At 58.1% G+C, this 19,307-nt stretch carries 18 protein-coding genes; 3 read left to right on the plus strand and 15 right to left on the minus strand.

Features of this window, described 5'->3' with window-relative positions:
* From K5Q35_RS16380 to K5Q35_RS16440, 13 genes are all read right to left on the minus strand, one after another.
* Positions 1-1,002, minus strand: coding sequence for a Gfo/Idh/MocA family protein (locus K5Q35_RS16380; protein ID WP_220800342.1), 1,002 nt, complete (start codon positions 1,000-1,002; stop codon positions 1-3).
* Positions 999-2,036, minus strand: a complete 1,038-nt coding sequence (locus K5Q35_RS16385; protein WP_220800343.1) for a Gfo/Idh/MocA family protein — start codon at positions 2,034-2,036, stop codon at positions 999-1,001. The genes K5Q35_RS16380 and K5Q35_RS16385 overlap by 4 nt, the downstream gene beginning before the upstream one ends.
* Positions 2,033-2,914 carry a sugar kinase gene (locus K5Q35_RS16390; RefSeq protein ID WP_013963657.1) on the minus strand — a complete coding sequence of 294 codons (882 nt, stop codon included), beginning with the start codon at positions 2,912-2,914 and terminating at the stop codon, positions 2,033-2,035. The genes K5Q35_RS16385 and K5Q35_RS16390 overlap by 4 nt, the downstream gene beginning before the upstream one ends.
* Positions 2,911-3,795: a DMT family transporter gene (locus K5Q35_RS16395; protein ID WP_220800344.1), complete on the minus strand. Its 885-nt coding sequence runs from the start codon at positions 3,793-3,795 to the stop codon at positions 2,911-2,913. Before K5Q35_RS16395 ends, K5Q35_RS16390 begins: the two co-directional genes overlap by 4 nt.
* Positions 3,796-4,683 (minus strand): NAD(P)-dependent oxidoreductase, encoded by an 888-nt coding sequence (locus tag K5Q35_RS16400; RefSeq protein WP_220800345.1) that lies wholly within the window; start codon positions 4,681-4,683, stop codon positions 3,796-3,798. It lies immediately after the preceding gene.
* A 12-nt stretch (positions 4,684-4,695) separates the two neighbouring features.
* Positions 4,696-5,583: a phytanoyl-CoA dioxygenase family protein gene (locus K5Q35_RS16405; RefSeq protein WP_220800346.1), complete on the minus strand. Its 888-nt coding sequence runs from the start codon at positions 5,581-5,583 to the stop codon at positions 4,696-4,698.
* Positions 5,561-6,583 (minus strand): Gfo/Idh/MocA family protein, encoded by a 1,023-nt coding sequence (locus K5Q35_RS16410; RefSeq protein ID WP_220800347.1) that lies wholly within the window; start codon positions 6,581-6,583, stop codon positions 5,561-5,563. The genes K5Q35_RS16405 and K5Q35_RS16410 overlap by 23 nt, the downstream gene beginning before the upstream one ends.
* On the minus strand, positions 6,580-8,088 hold the full coding sequence (locus K5Q35_RS16415) for a UxaA family hydrolase (protein WP_220800348.1): 1,509 nt from the start codon (positions 8,086-8,088) through the stop codon (positions 6,580-6,582). The genes K5Q35_RS16410 and K5Q35_RS16415 overlap by 4 nt, the downstream gene beginning before the upstream one ends.
* An 11-nt stretch (positions 8,089-8,099) precedes the next feature.
* On the minus strand, positions 8,100-9,050 hold the full coding sequence (locus K5Q35_RS16420) for a phytanoyl-CoA dioxygenase family protein (RefSeq protein WP_220800349.1): 951 nt from the start codon (positions 9,048-9,050) through the stop codon (positions 8,100-8,102).
* A gap of 16 nt (positions 9,051-9,066) precedes the next feature.
* On the minus strand, positions 9,067-10,689 hold the full coding sequence (locus tag K5Q35_RS16425; RefSeq protein WP_220800350.1) for a TRAP transporter large permease subunit: 1,623 nt from the start codon (positions 10,687-10,689) through the stop codon (positions 9,067-9,069).
* Positions 10,689-11,528: a TRAP transporter small permease subunit gene (locus K5Q35_RS16430; protein ID WP_259650561.1), complete on the minus strand. Its 840-nt coding sequence runs from the start codon at positions 11,526-11,528 to the stop codon at positions 10,689-10,691. Before K5Q35_RS16430 ends, K5Q35_RS16425 begins: the two co-directional genes overlap by 1 nt.
* Positions 11,529-11,555: 27 nt before the next feature.
* Positions 11,556-12,725, minus strand: a complete 1,170-nt coding sequence (locus K5Q35_RS16435) for a mandelate racemase/muconate lactonizing enzyme family protein (protein WP_220800351.1) — start codon at positions 12,723-12,725, stop codon at positions 11,556-11,558.
* A 71-nt stretch (positions 12,726-12,796) separates the two neighbouring features.
* A complete protein-coding gene (locus K5Q35_RS16440) occupies positions 12,797-13,819 on the minus strand; it encodes a TRAP transporter substrate-binding protein (protein ID WP_013963647.1) in 1,023 nt (340 codons plus the stop codon).
* A gap of 196 nt (positions 13,820-14,015) precedes the next feature.
* Here K5Q35_RS16440 and K5Q35_RS16445 point away from each other — a divergent pair, with 196 nt between their 5' ends.
* The gene (locus K5Q35_RS16445; protein WP_220800352.1) at positions 14,016-14,693 is read left to right on the plus strand and encodes a GntR family transcriptional regulator; all 678 of its coding nucleotides are present in this window, start codon (positions 14,016-14,018) and stop codon (positions 14,691-14,693) included.
* Here K5Q35_RS16445 and denD read toward each other — a convergent pair.
* Both denD and K5Q35_RS16455 read right to left on the minus strand, forming a co-directional pair.
* Positions 14,666-15,637 carry a D-erythronate dehydrogenase gene (gene denD, locus K5Q35_RS16450; protein WP_220800353.1) on the minus strand — a complete coding sequence of 324 codons (972 nt, stop codon included), beginning with the start codon at positions 15,635-15,637 and terminating at the stop codon, positions 14,666-14,668. The genes K5Q35_RS16445 and denD overlap by 28 nt on opposite strands.
* On the minus strand, positions 15,634-16,521 hold the full coding sequence (locus K5Q35_RS16455) for an NAD(P)-dependent oxidoreductase (protein WP_220800354.1): 888 nt from the start codon (positions 16,519-16,521) through the stop codon (positions 15,634-15,636). The genes denD and K5Q35_RS16455 overlap by 4 nt, the downstream gene beginning before the upstream one ends.
* Before the next feature lie 199 nt (positions 16,522-16,720).
* On the opposite strand from K5Q35_RS16455, the gene K5Q35_RS16460 reads away from it, so the two are divergent.
* Entirely contained in the window at positions 16,721-17,482 is a 762-nt protein-coding gene (locus tag K5Q35_RS16460) for an SDR family oxidoreductase (RefSeq protein WP_220800355.1), read from the plus strand.
* On the plus strand, positions 17,479-19,278 hold the full coding sequence (locus tag K5Q35_RS16465) for an IlvD/Edd family dehydratase (RefSeq protein WP_220800356.1): 1,800 nt from the start codon (positions 17,479-17,481) through the stop codon (positions 19,276-19,278). Before K5Q35_RS16460 ends, K5Q35_RS16465 begins: the two co-directional genes overlap by 4 nt.
* Positions 19,279-19,307: the final 29 nt, after the last annotated feature.

Raw genomic sequence — 19,307 nt, forward strand, 5'->3', positions numbered from 1 at the left:
TTACGCCCCTTCGGCCAGCGCTTGCGCTTGCAAGGCAAGCTCCATTACTTTGAAGCAATGCGCTTGTGTCATCGCCGATTCAGTGCGGTTTTCGATGTCATTCAACAAATGGTCGGAATAGGGCAATCCGGCATCTGACGCGTCGATCTTTTCGCATCTGTCCCCGGTAACTAGGATCAGGTGGTCGGTGCCGTCCCTGCCCCCGACATCCACATATTTGCGCAACTCGATATAGCCTTCGGTACCCAGAATGGTCAGACGCCCGTCGCCCCATGTGGGTAGCGCATCGGGCGTGTACCAATCCACCCTGATGGATCCCGTGCCCTGATCGCTTTTCAGGGTGATCTCACCGAAATCCTGAAGCCCGGGGTGGGCCGGGTTCGCGTGGTTGGCCACGAAAGCATGGGTCACCTCGGCCTCTGTGGAGCCGGTGAAATGCAGGAACTGGTCGATCTGATGCGAGGCGATATCGGTGAGGATGCCACCGTACCGGCTTCGGTCGAAAAACCAATCCGGCCTAGTTTCTTTGTTCAGCCGGTGCGGACCCAGCCCGGCGGTGTGCACCACCCGGCCAATTGCCCCTTCGGCCACCAATGCGCTGGCGCGCGTGACGGCCGGGACTTCAAACCGTTCGGAAAAGTTGATCGACCAGATCCGCCCGGTGTCACGGACAGTGCTGCGTAAATCGTCCAGTTGCGCCATGGTGGTGCAGCCGGGTTTGTCGGTCATCACGTCCATGCCGCGCTGCATGCATTGGATCGCCAGTGCTGCACGGTCTGCGGGGATTGCGGCGATCAAGGCCAGATCTGCGCCAGATGCCAGTGCATCCTCGATTCTTTCAAATCGTTTAAGCAGCGGAAAGCGTTTGCGAAACCCCTCAAGGCTGTGTGGCGTGCCTGCGGTCCAGAACCCGAGGCATTGCGCCCCGGCGTCCAGCATGTTTTGCGTCATGCCGAAAATATGCCGGTGATCGAGGCCAATGGCGATGAATTTAACGCTCAAACCTGTGCCACCTTTTCCCAGACCCGCGATGTGCCGGATCGTTCCATTGCATCAATGACCGCATGGGCCATGAGGGCCTGTTTCCCGGTGGCCATCGGGTCGCGCTGGTCGGTGATTGCCTGCGCGAAGTCTTCGATCACGCTTTGATGCCACGCGTGGGTAAAGGCCATAGGGTCCGCGCCGCCGCCGGTCGTGGCGCTGGCACCATGTGTTTCTGTCTGCCCGTCCAGATAGGATATCGTAAGCACGCCGCTTTCCAGATGCGCACTGGCCTTGGTGCCATGCAGGCTGATGGTTTCCGCCGTTCCCGGAAAAGCCGAAGTTGTGGCCGTCAGTGTACCCACACAGCCCGCTAAAGTTTCAAACAAGGCACCGGCCCAGTTTTCAGCCTCCAGCCTGTGCAGGGCGGTACGGTGCATATGCGCGCAGACCGTGGAAAACGGCCCCAGCAACCAAAGCGAAAGGTCCAGCGTGTGGATCGCCTGCGATATCATCACGCCACCGCCATCGCGGGCATAGGTGCCGCGCCCCGGGGCATCGTAATAGTCCTGATCCCGCCACCACGGAACGCGAATTTCGGCATTGGTGATATCGCCCAGCTTGCCTTGATCAAGCGCCTGTTTCAACGCCTGTGACGCGGCGCGCGCGCGGTGCTGGAACACAACACCCAGCGGCACAGCATGATCTGCGCAGAGCGTGACAATGTCTTGTGCGGCTTCAAGGGTCCGCTCAACGGGTTTTTCCATCAGGATTGGTTTGCCCGCTCGCACCAAAGGCGCAATCAAGTCGCGCCGTGCATCCGGGGGCGTCGCAATGACAACGAAATCGACCCCAGGGTCGGCGGCAATCTCATCTGCGTTTTGATATGTTTTCACCGCGCGGCCCAGCAGGTCGGCGGCATGTCGGCCATAGGTGCGGGCCTTTTCCGGGTCGCGCCCCATGATGCCGGATAGATCAACGGTCTCAGCATCCCGAAACGCGGCAAGATGTGTATCCGCCACCATGCCAAGCCCGATCAGAACAGCATTTTTCATGGCGCAGCCTTGGGCATAATCGCCCCCCGGTATTGCACGACCTGTGCTGCACAATCATGTCCGGCACGCAAAGCCTGCGCTTGCGTCTGACCGGCGAGGATTGCCGCGAGATAAGCGCCATTGAAACTGTCACCCGCTGCCGTTGTGTCAACTACATGCGGTGCTGCACCGTAGGATTGCGAGACTGCATCACCCAGACTGATTGGGCCCTCTTCGCCGCGTTTCAACGCGCCGGTGCCGCGATACCGGGCAAATCGCGCCTCAACCGCTGCGGCATCTTCATCAAAGAGCAGCATTTCATCATCAATGGAGGGCAGGCAGATGTCTGCACGCTCCCACAGGGCAGATGTCACGCGCTGTGCGGTCGGTTTATCCTCCCAAAGGCGCGGTCGATAATTGCTGTCATAGGCCAGTTTGATGGGTGTTCTGCCCAACCACTCAACCAATGCACTGCGCGCTGCATCCGGCAGAATCGCCACGCTGATGCCCGAGAGGTACACGAGGTCATAGGCCTCAAGGATCTCGAAATTATAACCCGCATCGGTCTTGAACAGGTCCCGTGCAGCGGCAGCACTGCGCCAATAGGTGAAAGATCGTTCGCCATCATCCGTGGTTGTGATCGCATAGAGGCCGGGGGATTTCCCGGTCAGGCGGGTCACAGCACCGGTGCCGATGTCTTGTGCTGCGATGAAGTCCTCAATCTGGTCCGAAAACGGATCGTCACCCAGACAGGTCACGTAATCGACGCTGAACTGCGGTGCATTCCGCTTGAGGTAAATCGCCGTATTCAACGTGTCGCCCGCGACACCGACTTGCGAGGTCTGCCCCAGAATGGACAGTTCGATCATCGCTTCTCCGACGCAGGCGATACGGGTCATGTGCGCTGCTCCCTTTTCCAGATGATGAGGCCGGACGCCACGATCACCAATGCGCCGACGACGACCCAGAAATCAGGCACATCCCCAAAGATCAGCCAGCTGAAGGCGGCAATGTAAATCATGAACGAATAGGTATATGGCATCAGCGTATTGGCAGGCGCAAAGCGGTGCGCATTGGTAAGCAATTGATGCCCGCCCCAGCCCAAGACGCCCAGCCCGATCAGCAATACCGTGTCCAAGAGGCTTTGCGGCGGAATCCAGAACCAGAGGGCAAAGGGCAGGGTCAGCATGGTTCCCAAAGCGCCGAGGTAGAGTTGCTGCGTTTCGGTTGCGACAATCCCGGCGAGTTTGCGGGTCATCAGGGAGTACAGCGCCAGCGCAGTCGCGTTATACAATGGCAGGATCATCGCCGGATGGAACGTCTCGCCAAACGGGCGGATCACGATTAGAACGCCGGCAAACCCCAACACGATGGCCCCCCAGCGCCACGGCCCGATTTGCTCTTTCAGAATGGTCATCGACAAAAAGCACACAATGATCGGGCTGGAAAACATGATCGCCGAAATGATCGTCAGCGGCAGATAGCTCAGCGCATAGAAATTACCCAATGTGGCGGATATCAGCAGCAAGGCCCGGCTCAGTACCAGCCAGATGTGATCGGTGCGAAACCGATCAAGGGCCATGCCGTCTTTGGCAATCATGCCCACCGAAATCACCAGATGCCCGGCATAGCGCATGAACACCAGTTGAAACGCCGGAAAGCCCGCCAGCGCAAGCCATTTGGCCGAAACATCGACCATCGCAAAGAAGTACCAGGCCACCAGCATCATGAGAATGCCAAGCTGGGGCCGGTCCTCTATGGCTTGCGCCGCGACTGCCATTTAGGTGCTGTATTTATTGGCAAAGAAATCAACCATCTGGCTGACCATCTCATCACCATGACCCGTGTCACGCGCTTCGCTCAAAGCGGATAATGCGGACTGCGACATGATGCTTTTGACGCCTGCGTCATCGGCCATCTTCGAATAATACCCGACGTCTTTGGCCGCATTCTTGATCGCAAAGGCCAGCAGGTTCGGGTCACCGTCTACGCCGTACCCTTTGACGAAATCCATCATCCCGCTGTGCAGCGGTCCGGCGGCCATCACGTCATAAAGCTCCTTGCGGTTCACACCGGCGATGTCGGCCATGGCAAAGGCTTCGGCCATGGCATTGGCCACGGTCATGCCAAAGAAGTTGTTGATGAGCTTGATCGTATGTCCGGACCCGAGGGCACCGAGGTGAAACACGTTTTCGCCGAGGTCTTTCAAGACACCCTCGACCTTGTCAAAGGTCGCCTTGTCACCCGCGCACATGATGTTGAGCATGCCGTCCTTGGCGTGGCTGGGTGTGCGACCCAGGGGAGCATCCAGATAGGTGCCGCCAGCTTCCGCGACCTCTGTGCCTAGCGCACGGGTGGATGCTGGCAGCGATGTGCCGAAATCAATCACGACGGCGCCGGGTCTGAGACCGGCGATCACGCCATCCTCGCCGCGCATACGGCTTTCCACATGATCCGATGTACCCATGCAGAGCATTATGATGTCGCTGGCTGCGGCCACCTCTTTGGCGCTGGCGACTTCCGTTGCCCCTCGGGCGATGGCTGCGTCCAGATGGGTCCGGTCGCGGTTGCCCAGAACGCTCAGCGCGTACCCCTGATCTTGCAGGCGACCGACCATTGCCCCGCCCATAAGCCCAAGGCCGATGAATCCGATAGTTGGTTTTGTCATGCGAGGTGTCTCCTATTTCGCGGTATCAAAGGCACGTTTTTTCATGCCTTTCTGGATTTCATAAATCGATATCGGCACGTCCGGCTGCGGTTGTGGAATGCGCACCGGGATGTTCTTTAGGCGCGGACTTTTGGTCGGCTGACCGCATAGCATGCGGGTGTCATAGTCTTCGATGCCGTCCCAGCGGGTCATGGACCCCATGATCGGAAAAGCATCCGCCGCCATCATTTCGAAAAACAGGATGCGGCGTGGGTGATCAGATGTATTCAGCGCCGAGCCATGCACAATACGGCCGTGATGGATGCTGATGGAGCCTGCCGGGCCGGTCAGTTGAACCGCGTCGTCAGGGTTGAGCCCGTTTTCCTCGGGCAGCATCGCACCCGCAAAGACGCCATCCACATGATGATCATAGACCGGCCCCTTATGGCTTTCGGGGTAGACCATAAGCGGCCCGTTTTCAGCGGCCATATCGTCGATCAGTACCCCAATGGCCAGAATGTCATCGTTGGTATGGGGGTAAAAGGCATAGTCCTGATGCCATTCTACCGCCGCGCCATATCCCGCCGATTTCATGTTCAGTTTGGTCGTGTGCAGCCTCAGGTCAGGTCCGATCAGATCGCGTGCCGGGCCGAGAATGTGGTCTGAAACCATCAAGTCGCGCACCACATCCGATATCATATGCGGCAGTTTCACACGCCTCAGACGTGGCTCGGCTGGCGTATGGGTATCCTCAAGGTCCAGGCGGTCGTTCGACTGCGTCATGCCAGCGGCTTCGGTCTCAAACCGGGTGATCTCGTCGCGGAGTTGCGTGATCCATTCGGGCGGTATCTGGTTTTCCACAACCAGATAGCCATGGTCATTGTATCGCGTGACTTGTTCAGGCGAGAGCACTTCGGTCATGGCCGTCTCCTGTCGTCTGAGCTGCCAGTTGGTCTTCGATGGCCAGTGCGATTTCAAGCGTTCGGGTCGCATCCGCAACATCAATCAGTGGCGCGGCCCCATCCATCACGTCAAGGAAATGATCCAGCTGAGCGTCGAGGGGTGGTTTTGTGTTTTCCCAGCGGACCAAAGGTTTTTGGCGCGCAGCTTTCCCCCAGTCTGTTCCCTGCCACAGCGTCATGGAGGGAAAACTGATCGCGCCATCCGTGCCGGAAATCCACAGCATATCCTGACCGGTTGCGCCGATATTGGGGTTCTCGCCGGTGGCTGCTTCGAACCCCCAGGGGCTGGGCGTGGTATCGGCAAAGCTGATGGTGCCTGTCGCCCCATGTTCAAAGGCCAGCGCGATGGCACCGGATTCGATCCGCGATTCCCCGCGCAGGCCGCGCCCGCGCAAGGCTGCTGTTGCGACGATCTCACCGACCACGAAACGCAAAGTGTCAATGTCATGCACGAGGTTGATAAGAACAGGACTGCCGCCTGCCGTGCGCCAATTCCCGTCAAAATAAGCATCCGGCTTGCGCATCGCCCAGATCATGCTGACCGTGACCGGCGTCCCAATAGCGCCTTCGGCCAGCAGGTGTTTCAATTGCTGGACCGACGCGTGATAGCGGCGATGATGCCCGACCAGCGAACCGACACCAGCCTTTTTAACCGCATCGCCGAGCACGCGGGCGGCGCCCACATTGCCCGCGACAGGTTTTTCGATCAACATATGCCAGCCACGTTCGGCGGCATACTGACCCTGTGTGCTGTGTAAATCCGTCGGTGTCGCGAGGATCACACCGTCCACGGGTGTTGTCACCTGCGCCATGTCTTCAAAGCGTGGGATGCCTTCGCCAGTTTTGATATCAGGGTTCGGATCAACAAGGCCAACCAGCGTGCAGCGTGGGTGGTCTTTCACTGTCTGCACGTGACGTGCACCAATCAACCCTCCACCCACGATGAGGACTTTTTTCACATCACAGCCCCGATTTGCCATGGCACGAATTCGTAATCGCCAAGGCCCTGCGCTTCGGATTTTGTTGCCTCGCCTGAGGCGACGCGCAAAAACATCTCGTAAATCTCGCGCCCCTTCTCTTCGACGCTTATGCCCTCGGTCAGGATGGTGCCGGCATCAACATCCATGTCCTCGCTCATGCGCTTTGCCATGGCCGAATTGGTCGCCACCTTGATGGTCGGGCTGGGTTTTGACCCAAATGCGGAGCCGCGCCCCGTGGTGAAACAAACCAGATTGCAGCCCCCAGCGATCTGGCCCGTGACGGAAGCCGGATCATAGCCGGGGCTGTCCATGAAGGTGAAGCCGCGCGCGCGTACAGGTTCGGCGTATTTGTAGACCCCCATCAGCGGTGAGGTGCCGCCCTTGGCCGCAGCACCGAGCGATTTTTCAAGGATCGTGGTCAAGCCGCCTGCCTTGTTGCCGGGGGATGGGTTGTTGTCCATCGTGCCTTTGTTGCGGGCGGTGTAATCCTCCCACCACTTGATCAGGCCGACAAGCTGTTCACCGGTTGCGCGGTCTATGGCGCGACGCGTCAGCAAGTGCTCAGCTCCATAAATCTCGGGTGTTTCGGCGAGAACGCCGGTGCCGCCCTGTGCTGCCAGCAGATCACAGGCATGACCCAGCGCAGGGTTCGCCGTGATCCCCGACCATGCGTCTGATCCGCCGCATTGCAAGGCGACCATTAACTCGGACGCGGGGCACTGCGTGCGTGTCGCCTGATTGGCGATGGGCAGCATCGCCTCGATCTTCTGGATGCCCATTTCGATGGTCTTGCGCAGGCCCGCAACCGACTGGATGTTCATGACCTGAAAGGTTTTGCTTTGCTTCAGGCCATAGGCTTCGAGGAGCCAGTCGATCTGGTTCATTTCGCATCCCAGGCCGACCATCAAAACGCCAGCGTGGTTCGGATGGCGCGCATAGCCCCACATCACCCGTTGCAGGGCCTCAAACCCATCGCCATCACCTGCCATACCGCAGCCCGTGCCATGCACGAAAGCGGCCACACCGTCGACGTTGGGATAGGCGGCCATCACCTCGGGGGTGAAGTGGTTGGCAATCATCCGCGCCGCCGTGGCCGAGCAGTTTACCGACGTGACAATCGCGATGTAGTTGCGCGTGCCCACTGCGCCGTTCCCGCGCCGAAAGCCCATAAAGGTGTCGCGCTCAGCCTCTGGCACAGGTGTGACGGGCCGTTGATCGGTTGAGAATTCATAGTCGGCATCTGTATTGCGAAACTCGACGTTTTGCGTGTGTACGTGATCACCTGCGGCGATATCCTCAATGGCATAGCCAATGATCTGTGCATATTTGCGGATAGCATCGCCCTTGGGGATCGCTTGCGTTGCGATCTTATGCCCTGAGGGGATCAGTGCATTTGTTTTGGTCTCCCCGATATCAACGCCGACTTCGAGAGCGCGGGTGGCAGTCACGACATTATCTGAGGGATCTAGGCGAACAGTATCCATGAGAGTTCCTTTTACGCGCAGAAAGGCGCATCTGATGTCCAGCGGTGAATCGGGATATGTGGCGCGTCGGAAAGCTTTGCGCGTGTGTTTTCCCACATCGCTTTCCATACCCGCCAGTCGCGCAATTCGCTGTCCGGGTTGGCGCGCGAGCGGGCGATAAAATCGGGGAAATGACTGCGCCCCGTCGGCTCACCCGTGACATTGTAGCGGACATCGAAGGACCAGCGAAACGCATCCGTCTGATTTGTAAGCGATGCATGGGGCGTGAGCGGATGAAATAGCACAACGCCCCCTGCCTTGATGGGCAGCGGGATGGCTTTGGCTTCATCGACAAATCCATCCGCGATGCCTGTTTGCGTGCGCGCACAATGGGGCAGGATATCCTGATCCGGTGTTTGTGCCTGAACCTGCAGGCACCCGTTTTCGATGGTGGCATCCGTGACGGCAATCCAAACCGTCACCATGCGGGTTTCGTCCGCTTCTTCCAAAGCGACAGCGCGGTCCTGATGCCAGTCAGTCGCAGTAATATGCGCACGTATTTCGTCCGATTGCAGATCGGTGGCAGGCGGTTTCAACCTGACGTGTTGGATGGGATTGGACGTAAGTTCAGGCCCCAAGAGGCTTTCCGCGACATCGAGCAACCTTGGTGCCGTCAACAGATCGAATACGGCCGGGCCAAAATGAAACGGCGTGTCGGGTGCAATTTCGTCGCCCGGCAGGCTGATATCGAGCGGCTGGAAGTAGTCGCATTTGGCGCGGTAGGCCTCAATCAGCTTTCCCCAGAAATCGAGGGTGTCAGGCGGTGTTGCCACGCGACCCTGTTCAAACCACTCCGCGTACAACCGATCCAAAAGGGCCGCGTATTCCGCTTTGACATGGTTCAGCACGTCAATTGGGACCACGTCCGGTACGACCAAATAGCCTTGGGTTTCGAAGTCGTCGATTTGTGCAGGCGTCAGCATATAAATCCTCCGATCTCTATAAAAGCAGTGTCACGATATTAGGCCAGATCAGCAGGACCGTCAGGGCGCAAAGCTGAATACCGATGAAAGGCAGGAACCCCTTGAAGATATCCGTCAGGCTGATGTGCGGCGGGGCCACTGATTTCAGGTAGAACGCAGCCGGGCCAAAGGGGGGCGACAGAAAACTGACCTGCATGTTCATACAAAAGACAACGCCGAACCAGATGGCGATGTGCTGCGGTTCCAGCTGGCCGATGAAGCCGATCTCTTCAATGGGCAGACGGCGGATGATGGGCAGGAACACAGGGATAATCAGCAATACGATGCCAACCCAATCCATGAAGGCCCCCATGAACAGCAGGATCAGCATCATCGCGAGAATAATCCCCATGGTGGGCAGATCGGTGCCGACGATGAAATCCGCCACATAGGTGGGCCCGCCCGCGATGGTATAGGCGCCCGCAAGGGCCGCGGCACCGATGGTGACCCAGATGATCGTGCCCGTGGATTTCAGCGTGCGCATCAGGCTGTCCCAGATCAGGTCCCACGAGGCCTCACCGCGCATGATTGCGATGACCAGAACGGCGAATGCGCCCATGCCGGCGGCTTCGGTAATGCCCGTAATACCGCCATAGATCGATCCCATGACAACGCCGATGACGACGATTGGGGCCACGAGACCCTTGCCCATGTTCCAGCCTGTTTTGGTGTCTTTCATACCAAAGTAAAAGTACATCAGCCCCATCATCAGGATGAAAGTCCCGCCGAACCACGGCAACCATTCGGCGGTCCCGAAGGCAAAGGGGTCGCCTTCGTTTGCGGCGTTGGAGCCAGTGAATTCAAAGAAGGCCGCGCGCAGGAACAAGGCCACGGAAAAACCTGCCGTGACGACGGAGAGGAACGCCAGAAACAACCGACCCTTTTCGCGGCCCTGCGGATCACCGGGCACAGGATCGGGCAGGGGGGCGTCTTCGGGATGAAGCTGCGTGCGGATGATGATGTAGATGATGATAAACGAGGCCAGCATGAACCCCGGCAGGAAGGACGCGGTGAACAGCGCCTTGATCGAGGTTTCAGTGATCAGGCCGTAGATAATGAGAACAATGGACGGCGGAATCATCGTCCCCAGACTGCCCGAGGCACATATGACCCCGATGGCAAGGTTCTGATTATACCCCAGCCTGAGCATCTGCGGCAGGGCAATCAGGCCTAGCAGGACGACTTCGCCCCCGATAATACCCGACATGGCCGCCATGATCACGGCCATGATCGACGTCACGATGGCAATGCCCCCGCGCGTACCCGACAGCCACACATTCAGGGAGGAATACATATCCTTGGCCACGCCGGAGCGTTCCAGCAAAGCGGCCATGAAGATAAACAGCGGAATTGATATGAGCACATAGTCCGTTAAGAGCCCGTATATTTTCTGCGTCAGAATATAAAGCGGCCCTGTCCCGGGTCTTGAGGTCAGAATACCGTCGCCAAAGGTCATCGGGTTGGACAAAAGCGTGGGTTCAAACTTCATCACCAGCACAAGAACCGCCAGCGACGCCGATGCCAGCCCGAGCGGCATGCCGATGGCCAGCAGCAGGATCAGTGCCAGCATCAACACCAAAGAGATCGTTCCAATATCCATCAGTCTTGTCCTACCGCGCGTTTCAGGGCCCGAATTTCGTCTTCGTCTGGTGTGTCGTCATGTATCTCAGGCTCAGCGTTCCAGTCAGAGATCAGGTTCAGCACCGCCTGCACCGCCACCAGTGAGATCACGATCAGCACCAGCGGTTGCAGGGTCGCAGGGATCGGCGGGTCAAACGCCGTACCAAAGGTCTCCCATTTGTAGAGCTTGTTCTCAAACACCTGCTTGTAGCTGCCGTAGACCAGAAAGAAGGCGAACAACACGATCAGCAGCGTGGTGATGCAGTCAAAAACACGTTGCAACCATCGCGGACAGACATCGTAGAGCAGAAAAATACGGATGTGGCTGCGCTGCTGCATGGCATAAAGCCCGGCCATCAGGAAAATGAATCCCGCAAGCCAGAGGGACAGTTCATTGGCCCAAAGTGTCGGACGCTCAACCACATAGCGCAGGAAAACCTCGTAGAGCATCACACTGGTCATCAGGATGATCAGCATCATCGTAACGCGTCCGATAAAGACCGCACCACGATCCACCGGCCGCCAGTGTTCAAATTCCATATTGGCCCGACGCACGGTTTTGGCCCCGAAAAAGAAAAGGACCGGGACCATAACGAGGGCAATCAGATCGACGAGGTCGATCTTCCCAAAGAGCGGTGAAAGGTTGGGCGTCACATCATTGCGGTCAAAAATGGCAGTGACCTGTCCCCGCATTGATTCATTTTCATGTGGAAACCATGTGAGGAAATAGGCAGGGATGTGCCAGACAACCCAGCCGGCGCAGAGAATGAAGGCCAGCGGGATCAGCCATTCTATGAGGCTGCCTGAGGTTCTCTGCATTATTTTGCTCCTTCGTTTTTGGCGTGGTTACGCGGCTAAAGCGTAGTGGGCGATAAAGTCTCGGTCTGGTTCGACCCCGATACCGGGGCGGTCTGGAATGGTGACGCGACCTGCGTTTGCCTTGACCTGCGCCTGAATGTTCAGGGAGTGCGTCAGCAGATCGTCGCGGAATTTATTGTCGGTGGTATCGAATTCCAGCATCGGCTCCCACGGGTGCAGGCCACCGGGCAGGGGGGGCATGGCGGCCAGCAGTTGCAGGTTCGTGGCAACGGCGATGGCGGACCCCCAAACGTGGTTCACCACGGGCGTGAAATGCGCGTGACACAGGGCCAGCACCCGCAGGTATTCACTGATACCGCCAAGGGCGCAAACCTCGGGTTGGGCGATATCCAACCCGCGGTTTTCAAGGATCGCGCGCCAACCCCAACGGCCGAATTCTGCCTCACCACCCGAGATATTGACCGACAGCCCGCGCCGCAGTTCGGCATATCCGGCGTGGTCTTCGGGGGCGATGGGCTCCTCGAACCAATAGGCGTCCAGTTCGTCCAATGCCCGGCCAACGTAAAAAGCGTCAGACGTCGTGTAGGCGTGATTGGCATCGACCATGAAAGGGTACGCGTCGCCGATGCCTTTGCGCACGGCGGTGCAAAGGGCCACGTCCGGTTTGGGGCCGAAACCTGTTTTCATCTTGGTGGCGACGAAACCCATTTCCTTGATTGCGGCGGCTTCATCGGTGAAACGGGCGGCGAGTGCGTCAACGGGTTCATCCCGGAGCATCATGCCATAGCCGTAACAGGGCACCGACGTGCGATGTGCGCCGCCGATCATTTTATGGAGCGGCAGGTTGGCCACCTTACCCGCAATATCCCAAAGTGCGATATCCACTCCGGACAGGGACTGCATCGGCATCCCCTTTTGACCGTGGTCGCGCATGAGATTGTAAACTTTGTGCCAGATCACGTCGCGGTCCATCGGATCCATGCCAAGCACCATGGGCTGGATCACCTTTTCGACGATGCTCTTGTTGGCAAGGGCGATATTGCCCGGCCCAAAACATTCGCCCCACCCGGTCACGCCCTCATCCGTTTCAACCTCCACCAGATGGGCGGTTCGGTGCCCGTAATACTGCTGCGAATACCCAAGCTGCTCGGGCATTTCATACTGCAATACATGGCTGATGATGCGGGTGATTTTCATGGGGTGCCTGAGGGAAAAGAGGCAGGGCCATTTCTAGCCCTGCCACTATGTCGATAACGCGGATGCGTGGCTTACTTCATCGCGCCCATGTCTTGCAGGAAGCTGATGTGGCTTGCCAAAAGCGCCTGCGCTTCTGGTGTGGTTGCAAACTCTGTCCAGCCCTTTTGAACCGCATCACGATAGACTTGCAGATCTTCAGCGGACCACTCATAGAGATTCACACCCTTGGCGCGAAGGTCTTTCGCGGTTTGCGCGTTTTGCACTTCATTGATGGTCGCGTTGTGCAGCGCGAGGCTGTCCATGGCGACTTCCATGATGCGTTTGTGATGCTCGGGCATCGCGTCCCACACGTCCTTGTTGCAGGCCAGATGGTCCGCAGGCATGGAGTGGAAGCCGGGGAAGTTCGTGTGCTCAGCAATGTCATAAAGACCCAAGCCCACGTTGTTGGTCAGGTTCGCGGCGTCTGCACCGTCGATGATCCCGGTTTCAAGTGCGGTAAAGATTTCGGTGAAGTCCATGACGATCGGTGATGCACCGAGGTTTGCGAACACTTTTGTCGCGAGGCCAGGAGGGGACCGGAATTTCCAGTCTTTGAAATCAGCGACGTTGCGAATTGGTTTGGTCGAGGACAGCGATTCCGGACCGGGGATCCACCAGCCGATGAATTCCATGCCGTAGGGGTTGTAAAGGCCGTTCAATGCGGCCTTGCCGTCACCATGCAGAAGCCATGCCATTTGCTGGTAAGGGTTCTGATAGCCACCCATCAAGTCGCCCGCGAATTGGAACGCAGGGTTCTTACCAGTTTGATACGCACCGCCCGTCATGTCGCAATCGAGAATACCTGTGGCCGCGGCGTCGAATGTCTCAACCGATTTGACCACGGATGAGCTGTAAAACATCTCGATCTGGATTTCGCCGTTGGACATGGTCGTCACGTCGTCGATGAATTTCGCCGCCAGTTGGCCGGACAGTTGTTCAGGCGAAAAATGCGTTTGCATGCGCAGGGTTGTTGTTTGTGCCGATGCAGTCATCGCCGTTGTTGCTGCCAATGCAGCGACCACGGCAACGCTTGCCGCTTTTTTCAATAGGTTCATGTTGTCCTCCCAGACGTTGAAGCGTTGTTATTGCTGAGCCGCCCAAGGGCGCTCATTTTGAATACGCTGGCAGAACGTTATGCGGGGCTGGCCTATCTCGCAATAGAATTTTCATATTTTAAAAAATTTTGAGATTTTTGTAGATTATTGAAATTTTATTGGTACGCTCAAGACAAGTAGCATTTGAGGTACGTGGATGTTCGACCGTGACATTTACACAGATCTGCAGCATCGCCTCATCACAAATGATTTTGATCATGGCGAGAAACTGCGCGCAGAGCAAATGAAACGCGATTATGGCTGTTCTGCCAGTACCGTGCGCGAAGCTCTTTTCCGACTGTCTACCGAAGGGCTGGTTGATTTTCAGGAACAACGTGGTTTTCGTGTGCCCGAGAAATCGGCTGCGGTTCTGGCTGAACTGACGCATATCCGAATCCTGCTTGAGGGCGAAGGTACGGTGCTGTCGATCAGGCAGGGCGGGGTTGCTTGGGAAGCGCGCCTGACAGCGGTGCACCATCAACTCAGCCACATCGAAAAGCGAATCCACGCCAGCGATGATCCATCCGATCTGGTGCCTTTGTGGTTTCAGGCCGAGCTGGAATTTCACCAAACGCTGATCTCGGCCTGCGAGTCCGCCACGCTCAAGGCGATGCATGTGCAGGTCTACCGACGCTTCCGCCAACAGCTGATGATTGCCGATCGCAGTTTTGATTTCATTTCAAAGAACATCCAGCATCATCACGCGATCATGGTCGCAGCCCTTGATGGCAATGAGAATCTGACCCGCCAGAAAATCCACGACCATCTGGCGCGGCATCTTGGTGGTGCGTTCAGCGCGCAGGATATTCAGCGGTCCAAATCCTCCGCAATGTAGATCTCGATTATTTCATCAAAACTATCCTCGGCCTTGAACCCAAGTGCCTCTGCGCGGGCCGGGTTGAAATCGCGCGGCCAGCCTTCGACAATTTTCGCGATATCAGCGTTGGGCCGGGAAACGATCAGGTCCACCGTCTTTTGGCCTGCGACGCGGCGCAAAGCTTCGATCTGTTCGGCAACGGTGCAGCTGATCCCCGGCAGGTTGAGCGCGCGACGAGCGCCCAAGCGGCTCGTATCAAAGCCCGCGGCATGCACCAGAAACCCGGCGGCAGATCGCGGCGATGCATGCCAGTGGCGCACGGTATCAGGCACCGGCAGAATGGCCTCCTGACCGTTCAGCGGTTCACGTATGATGCCTGAGAAAAACGACGATGCGGCGAGGTTTGCCTTGCCGGGGCGCACGCAAATGGTCGGAAAGCGCAGCGACATGCCATCGACAAAACCCTTCCGGCTGAAATCGCTCAGCATCAACTCGCAGCTTGCCTTTTGCGCGCCATAGCTGGTTTGCGGAGCGGAGAGGAATGCGTCGTCTATCTTGTCTGGGAACGGACCGCCAAAGACGGCGATGGATGAGGTGAACACCACGCGAGGTACATAGGCCCCGCCCGTGGCGTTATGCTCAGACCGCAATGCTTCGAGCAGATGCCACATGGACATCATGTTGACGGCCCAGCCTTTGTCAAAATCGGTTTCCGCCTCGCCCGACACGATGGCGGCGAGATGAAAGATCACATCGAAACGCTGCGCGGCGAGGTTCTGTATCACCGCCGCGTCCGTCAGGTTCCCCGTGATCTGCGCGCCCGGCGCACTGGCCGGAGGAAAGCCCACGTCAAAGAGTGTGACGTCAAGGTCCTGAGCACCCTCCAGGCCCGACGTCGCCAAGCGGTGCGCCAGTTTCTGGCCGACCATACCACCGCCGCCGATGATCAAAACGCGGGTCATGTCGCCAGCCCATTGCGCTGTTTCAGTTCCAGATAGAGGCCCGAGTGGTCTTTTTCCGCGCCCCCCATTGCGTCACTGAAATGCTGGAAACGGTCGCGCACGGTTTCTGTAGCGGGTAAGCTAAGTCCGAGGCTTGCAGCCTCATCCAAGGTGTTGTTCAGGTCTTTGATCTGGAATTTGGTCAGCCCGCCGGGTTCAAAATCGCCCTTCGTCATGCGCTCACCATGCTGTTGGAGGATGGTGCTATCGGCAAATCCGCCCTTGAGCGCTGCGCGCACGGCTGCGGGGTCTGCGCCGCCTTGCTCAACCAGCAGCATTGCTTCGGCGACGGCGGAAATTGTGACGGCGACGATTGTCTGGTTCGCCAGTTTTGACAACTGCCCCGTGCCGGAGGGGCCGACATGCACCGGGCGACCCATGGCCTCAAACACTGCACGGGCGGCCTCAAATGTCTCTGCGGTTCCGCCGACCATGATTGCCAATGTCGCATCCTGCGCGCCTTTGGTACCACCTGAGACGGGCGCATCCAGATGGCCAAAACCCAGCGCCGTGAGGGTAGCGTGCTGCGCGCGGGCGTGTTCCGGCTTTGCGCTCGACATGTCGATCCAGATCGCGCCGGGGCTTAACGCGGCCTGAATGGCCGGGTCATCCACGAGCGCGCCGGTGGCAAATCCATCCGACAGCATGGTGATCACGAATTCCGCGCCCTGCACGGCCTGCACCGCGTCGGCTGCCAGCTGCGCGCCATCGGCGACAAGCGGTTCAGCACGCGCAGCGGTCCGGTTCCAGACGGTCACGTCATGCCCGGCTTTCAAAAGGTTCCGGGCCATGGGAACACCCATCAGGCCGGTTCCGATAAGTGTGATTTTTCTGGATTGTGCCATCGGCCCTGTTTCCCCGTCGTGGTTGATCTTCTATGCAGTAGCCAAAGCAGCTGCGCTGTCATACGCTAACCTAAAGCAGCCATTGGACCAGCCCGTCCGGTGGTTTTTTGATAAAAGTCAGCAAAAAATGTGTGAGGCGACGCAGGTTGAAACCCACCATACGCCGACAGCATACATGCTGATGAAGGGAGAGAATATTATGTCTGGGCAAAGACTTAAAGGAAAACGTGCGCTTGTGACCGCCGCTGGTCAGGGGATTGGACGCGCAAGTGCGTTTGCGATGGCTGATGAGGGGGCGCAGGTCTTTGCGACAGACATAGACATGGACGCGCTTTCAACGATTCGGGAGGCGAATCACGAAAATATCGAAATTTTCGAACTTGATGCCCGCAGCGATGACAGCGTGGCCGCAGGTGTCGAACGGGCCAGACCGGACGTTTTGTTCAACTGTGCAGGCTTTGTGCATCACGGTACAATTCTGGATGCAACGGATGGTGATTGGGAGTTTGCCTTTGATCTGAACGTCCGCTCCATGTTGCGCACCATCAAGGCGGCGCTGCCCGGCATGCTGGATCGCGGTGTCGGGTCGATCATCAATATGTCGTCTGCCTGCTCTTCGGTCATGGGCGCGCCAAACCGGTTTATCTATGGCACGACCAAGGCCGCAGTGATCGGGCTGACCAAATCGGTTGCGCTTGATTTCATCGACAAGGGCATCCGCTGCAATGCGATCTGCCCCGGCACGGTGGAAAGCCCAAGCTGGCTTGACCGCGTGGACGCTCTGGGCAAACAGTTGGGCAGCCGGGAGGAAGCGCTGACGCAATTCGTGGCCCGTCAACCCATGGGGCGCGTCGCAAGTGCCGAAGAGATCGCCGCGCTCGTCGTCTATCTTGCCAGCGATGAAAGCGCGTTCACCACAGGGCACCCCCATATCATTGACGGAGGCTGGTCAGGCCAATGACAAAAAAAATCGGTATCGAAGACTTGCGGTCGCGCAAGTGGTTCATGAACCCGGACAATCCGGAAATGACCGCGCTTTATCTTGAGCGGTATCTCAATTATGGGCTGACGCGGGGCGAGTTACAATCGGGCAAGCCGATCATCGGCATTGCGCAAACCGGTAGTGACCTTAGCCCCTGTAATCGCCATCACCTTGAGCTGACCAAGCGCGTGCGCGACGGGATCATTGCGGCGGGCGGGACCTGCATGGAGGTGCCCGTGCACCCCATTCAGGAAACCGGGAAACGCCCTACGGCGATGCTGGATCGCAACCTTGCCTATCTGTCGCTGGTTGAGACGCTGTTTGGCTACCCGCTGGACGGTGTTGTGCTCAACATCGGCTGTGACAAGACCACACCTGCGCTATTGATGGCCGCTGCGACGGTGAACATCCCTGCGATTGCCCTGTCGGTGGGGCCGATGCTGAACGGTTGGTTCAAGGGGGAGCGGACGGGCTCAGGGACAATCGTGTGGAAAGCCCGCGAGATGCTGGCCGCCGGAGAGATTGACGATGATGGCTTTATGGAGCTTGTCGCCTCTTCCGCGCCGTCGGTGGGTTATTGCAACACGATGGGCACCGCGACCACGATGAATTCACTGGCCGAGGCCTTGGGCATGCAACTGCCCGGTTCTGCGGCGATCCCGGCACCCTACCGCGAGCGGGGACAGATCAGCTATGAAACCGGTCGGCGCATCGTTGATATGGTCTGGGAAGACCTGCGCCCCTCGCAAATCATGACGCGTGAGGCCTTCGAAAACGCGATTGTCATCAATTCGGCCATTGGCGGGTCGACGAATGCGCCGATCCACCTGAACGGGATTGCGCGCCATCTGGGTGTGCCGCTGGACAATGATGATTGGCAGAAGCTGGGGCATGATGTGCCGCTTTTGGTCAACTTGCAGCCGGCGGGTGAATACCTTGGCGAAGACTATAGCCATGCGGGCGGGGTGCCTGCTGTCGTGGGTGAGTTGATGGCCGAGGGCATGTTGCCCCATCCCGACGCGATCACCGTGAATGGCAAAACGATGGGCGAGAACTGCGCCAATATGCGCAGCGCGGATATCAAGGTGATCAAGACCGTTGCCGATCCGTTGAAAGCGCAGGCGGGCTTTATCAACCTGACCGGCAATCTCTTTGACAGCGCGATCATGAAGACCAGCGTGATCAGCGAGAATTTCCGCGCCAAATACCTGTCGAACCCGGAGGATCCGAATGCCTTTGAGGGGCGGGCGGTCGTCTTTGACGGGCCGGAGGATTTTCACCACCGTATTGATGACCCATCCGAGGGGATCGACGAAGACTGCATCCTGTTTATGCGCGGTGCAGGCCCAAAAGGGTATCCTGGTGGGGCTGAGGTCGTGAACATGCGGCCCCCTTCCTATCTGATCAAGCAGGGCGTTGAAGCCTTGCCCTGCGTGGGCGACGGGCGGCAATCGGGCACCTCGGGCAGCCCGTCGATCCTGAACGCCTCGCCTGAGGCGGCGGCGGGTGGCGGTCTTGCGCTGTTGCAAAACGGTGACCCTGTGCGCATTGATTTGCAAAAATGCACCGCCAACAGCCTCGTGCCGCTGGATGAACTGGCGGAACGCGCCCGCGTGTTCGAGGCCAATGGCGGCTATGACGCCCCCGAAAGCCAGTCGCCCTGGCAGCAATATTTCCGCGAAAAAGTCGGCCGTTTTGACGAGGGAATGATCCTCGAAGATGCTGACAAATATCAGGACATCTCGCGTCGGTTCATGCCGCGCGATAACCACTAAGCGCTGCGGCGCACAGACGAAAAGGAAGA

This window comes from Roseobacter sp. OBYS 0001 (genome assembly GCF_019654895.1).
Classification (GTDB): domain Bacteria; phylum Pseudomonadota; class Alphaproteobacteria; order Rhodobacterales; family Rhodobacteraceae; genus Roseobacter; species Roseobacter litoralis.

Bases quoted from the DNA above. Each gene is read 5' to 3' on its own strand.
- K5Q35_RS16385 (WP_220800343.1), bottom strand. From the start codon at position 2,036: ATGAAAAATGCTGTTCTGATCGGGCTTGGCATGGTGGCGGATACACAT.
- K5Q35_RS16390 (WP_013963657.1), bottom strand. From the start codon at position 2,914: ATGACCCGTATCGCCTGCGTCGGAGAAGCGATGATCGAACTGTCCATT.
- K5Q35_RS16395 (WP_220800344.1), bottom strand. From the start codon at position 3,795: ATGGCAGTCGCGGCGCAAGCCATAGAGGACCGGCCCCAGCTTGGCATT.
- K5Q35_RS16400 (WP_220800345.1), bottom strand. From the start codon at position 4,683: ATGACAAAACCAACTATCGGATTCATCGGCCTTGGGCTTATGGGCGGG.
- K5Q35_RS16405 (WP_220800346.1), bottom strand. From the start codon at position 5,583: ATGACCGAAGTGCTCTCGCCTGAACAAGTCACGCGATACAATGACCAT.
- K5Q35_RS16415 (WP_220800348.1), bottom strand. From the start codon at position 8,088: ATGGATACTGTTCGCCTAGATCCCTCAGATAATGTCGTGACTGCCACC.
- K5Q35_RS16420 (WP_220800349.1), bottom strand. From the start codon at position 9,050: ATGCTGACGCCTGCACAAATCGACGACTTCGAAACCCAAGGCTATTTG.
- K5Q35_RS16425 (WP_220800350.1), bottom strand. From the start codon at position 10,689: ATGGATATTGGAACGATCTCTTTGGTGTTGATGCTGGCACTGATCCTG.
- K5Q35_RS16430 (WP_259650561.1), bottom strand. From the start codon at position 11,528: ATGCAGAGAACCTCAGGCAGCCTCATAGAATGGCTGATCCCGCTGGCC.
- K5Q35_RS16435 (WP_220800351.1), bottom strand. From the start codon at position 12,725: ATGAAAATCACCCGCATCATCAGCCATGTATTGCAGTATGAAATGCCC.
- K5Q35_RS16440 (WP_013963647.1), bottom strand. From the start codon at position 13,819: ATGAACCTATTGAAAAAAGCGGCAAGCGTTGCCGTGGTCGCTGCATTG.
- K5Q35_RS16445 (WP_220800352.1), top strand. From the start codon at position 14,016: ATGTTCGACCGTGACATTTACACAGATCTGCAGCATCGCCTCATCACA.
- denD (WP_220800353.1), bottom strand. From the start codon at position 15,637: ATGACCCGCGTTTTGATCATCGGCGGCGGTGGTATGGTCGGCCAGAAA.
- K5Q35_RS16455 (WP_220800354.1), bottom strand. From the start codon at position 16,521: ATGGCACAATCCAGAAAAATCACACTTATCGGAACCGGCCTGATGGGT.
- K5Q35_RS16460 (WP_220800355.1), top strand. From the start codon at position 16,721: ATGTCTGGGCAAAGACTTAAAGGAAAACGTGCGCTTGTGACCGCCGCT.
- K5Q35_RS16465 (WP_220800356.1), top strand. From the start codon at position 17,479: ATGACAAAAAAAATCGGTATCGAAGACTTGCGGTCGCGCAAGTGGTTC.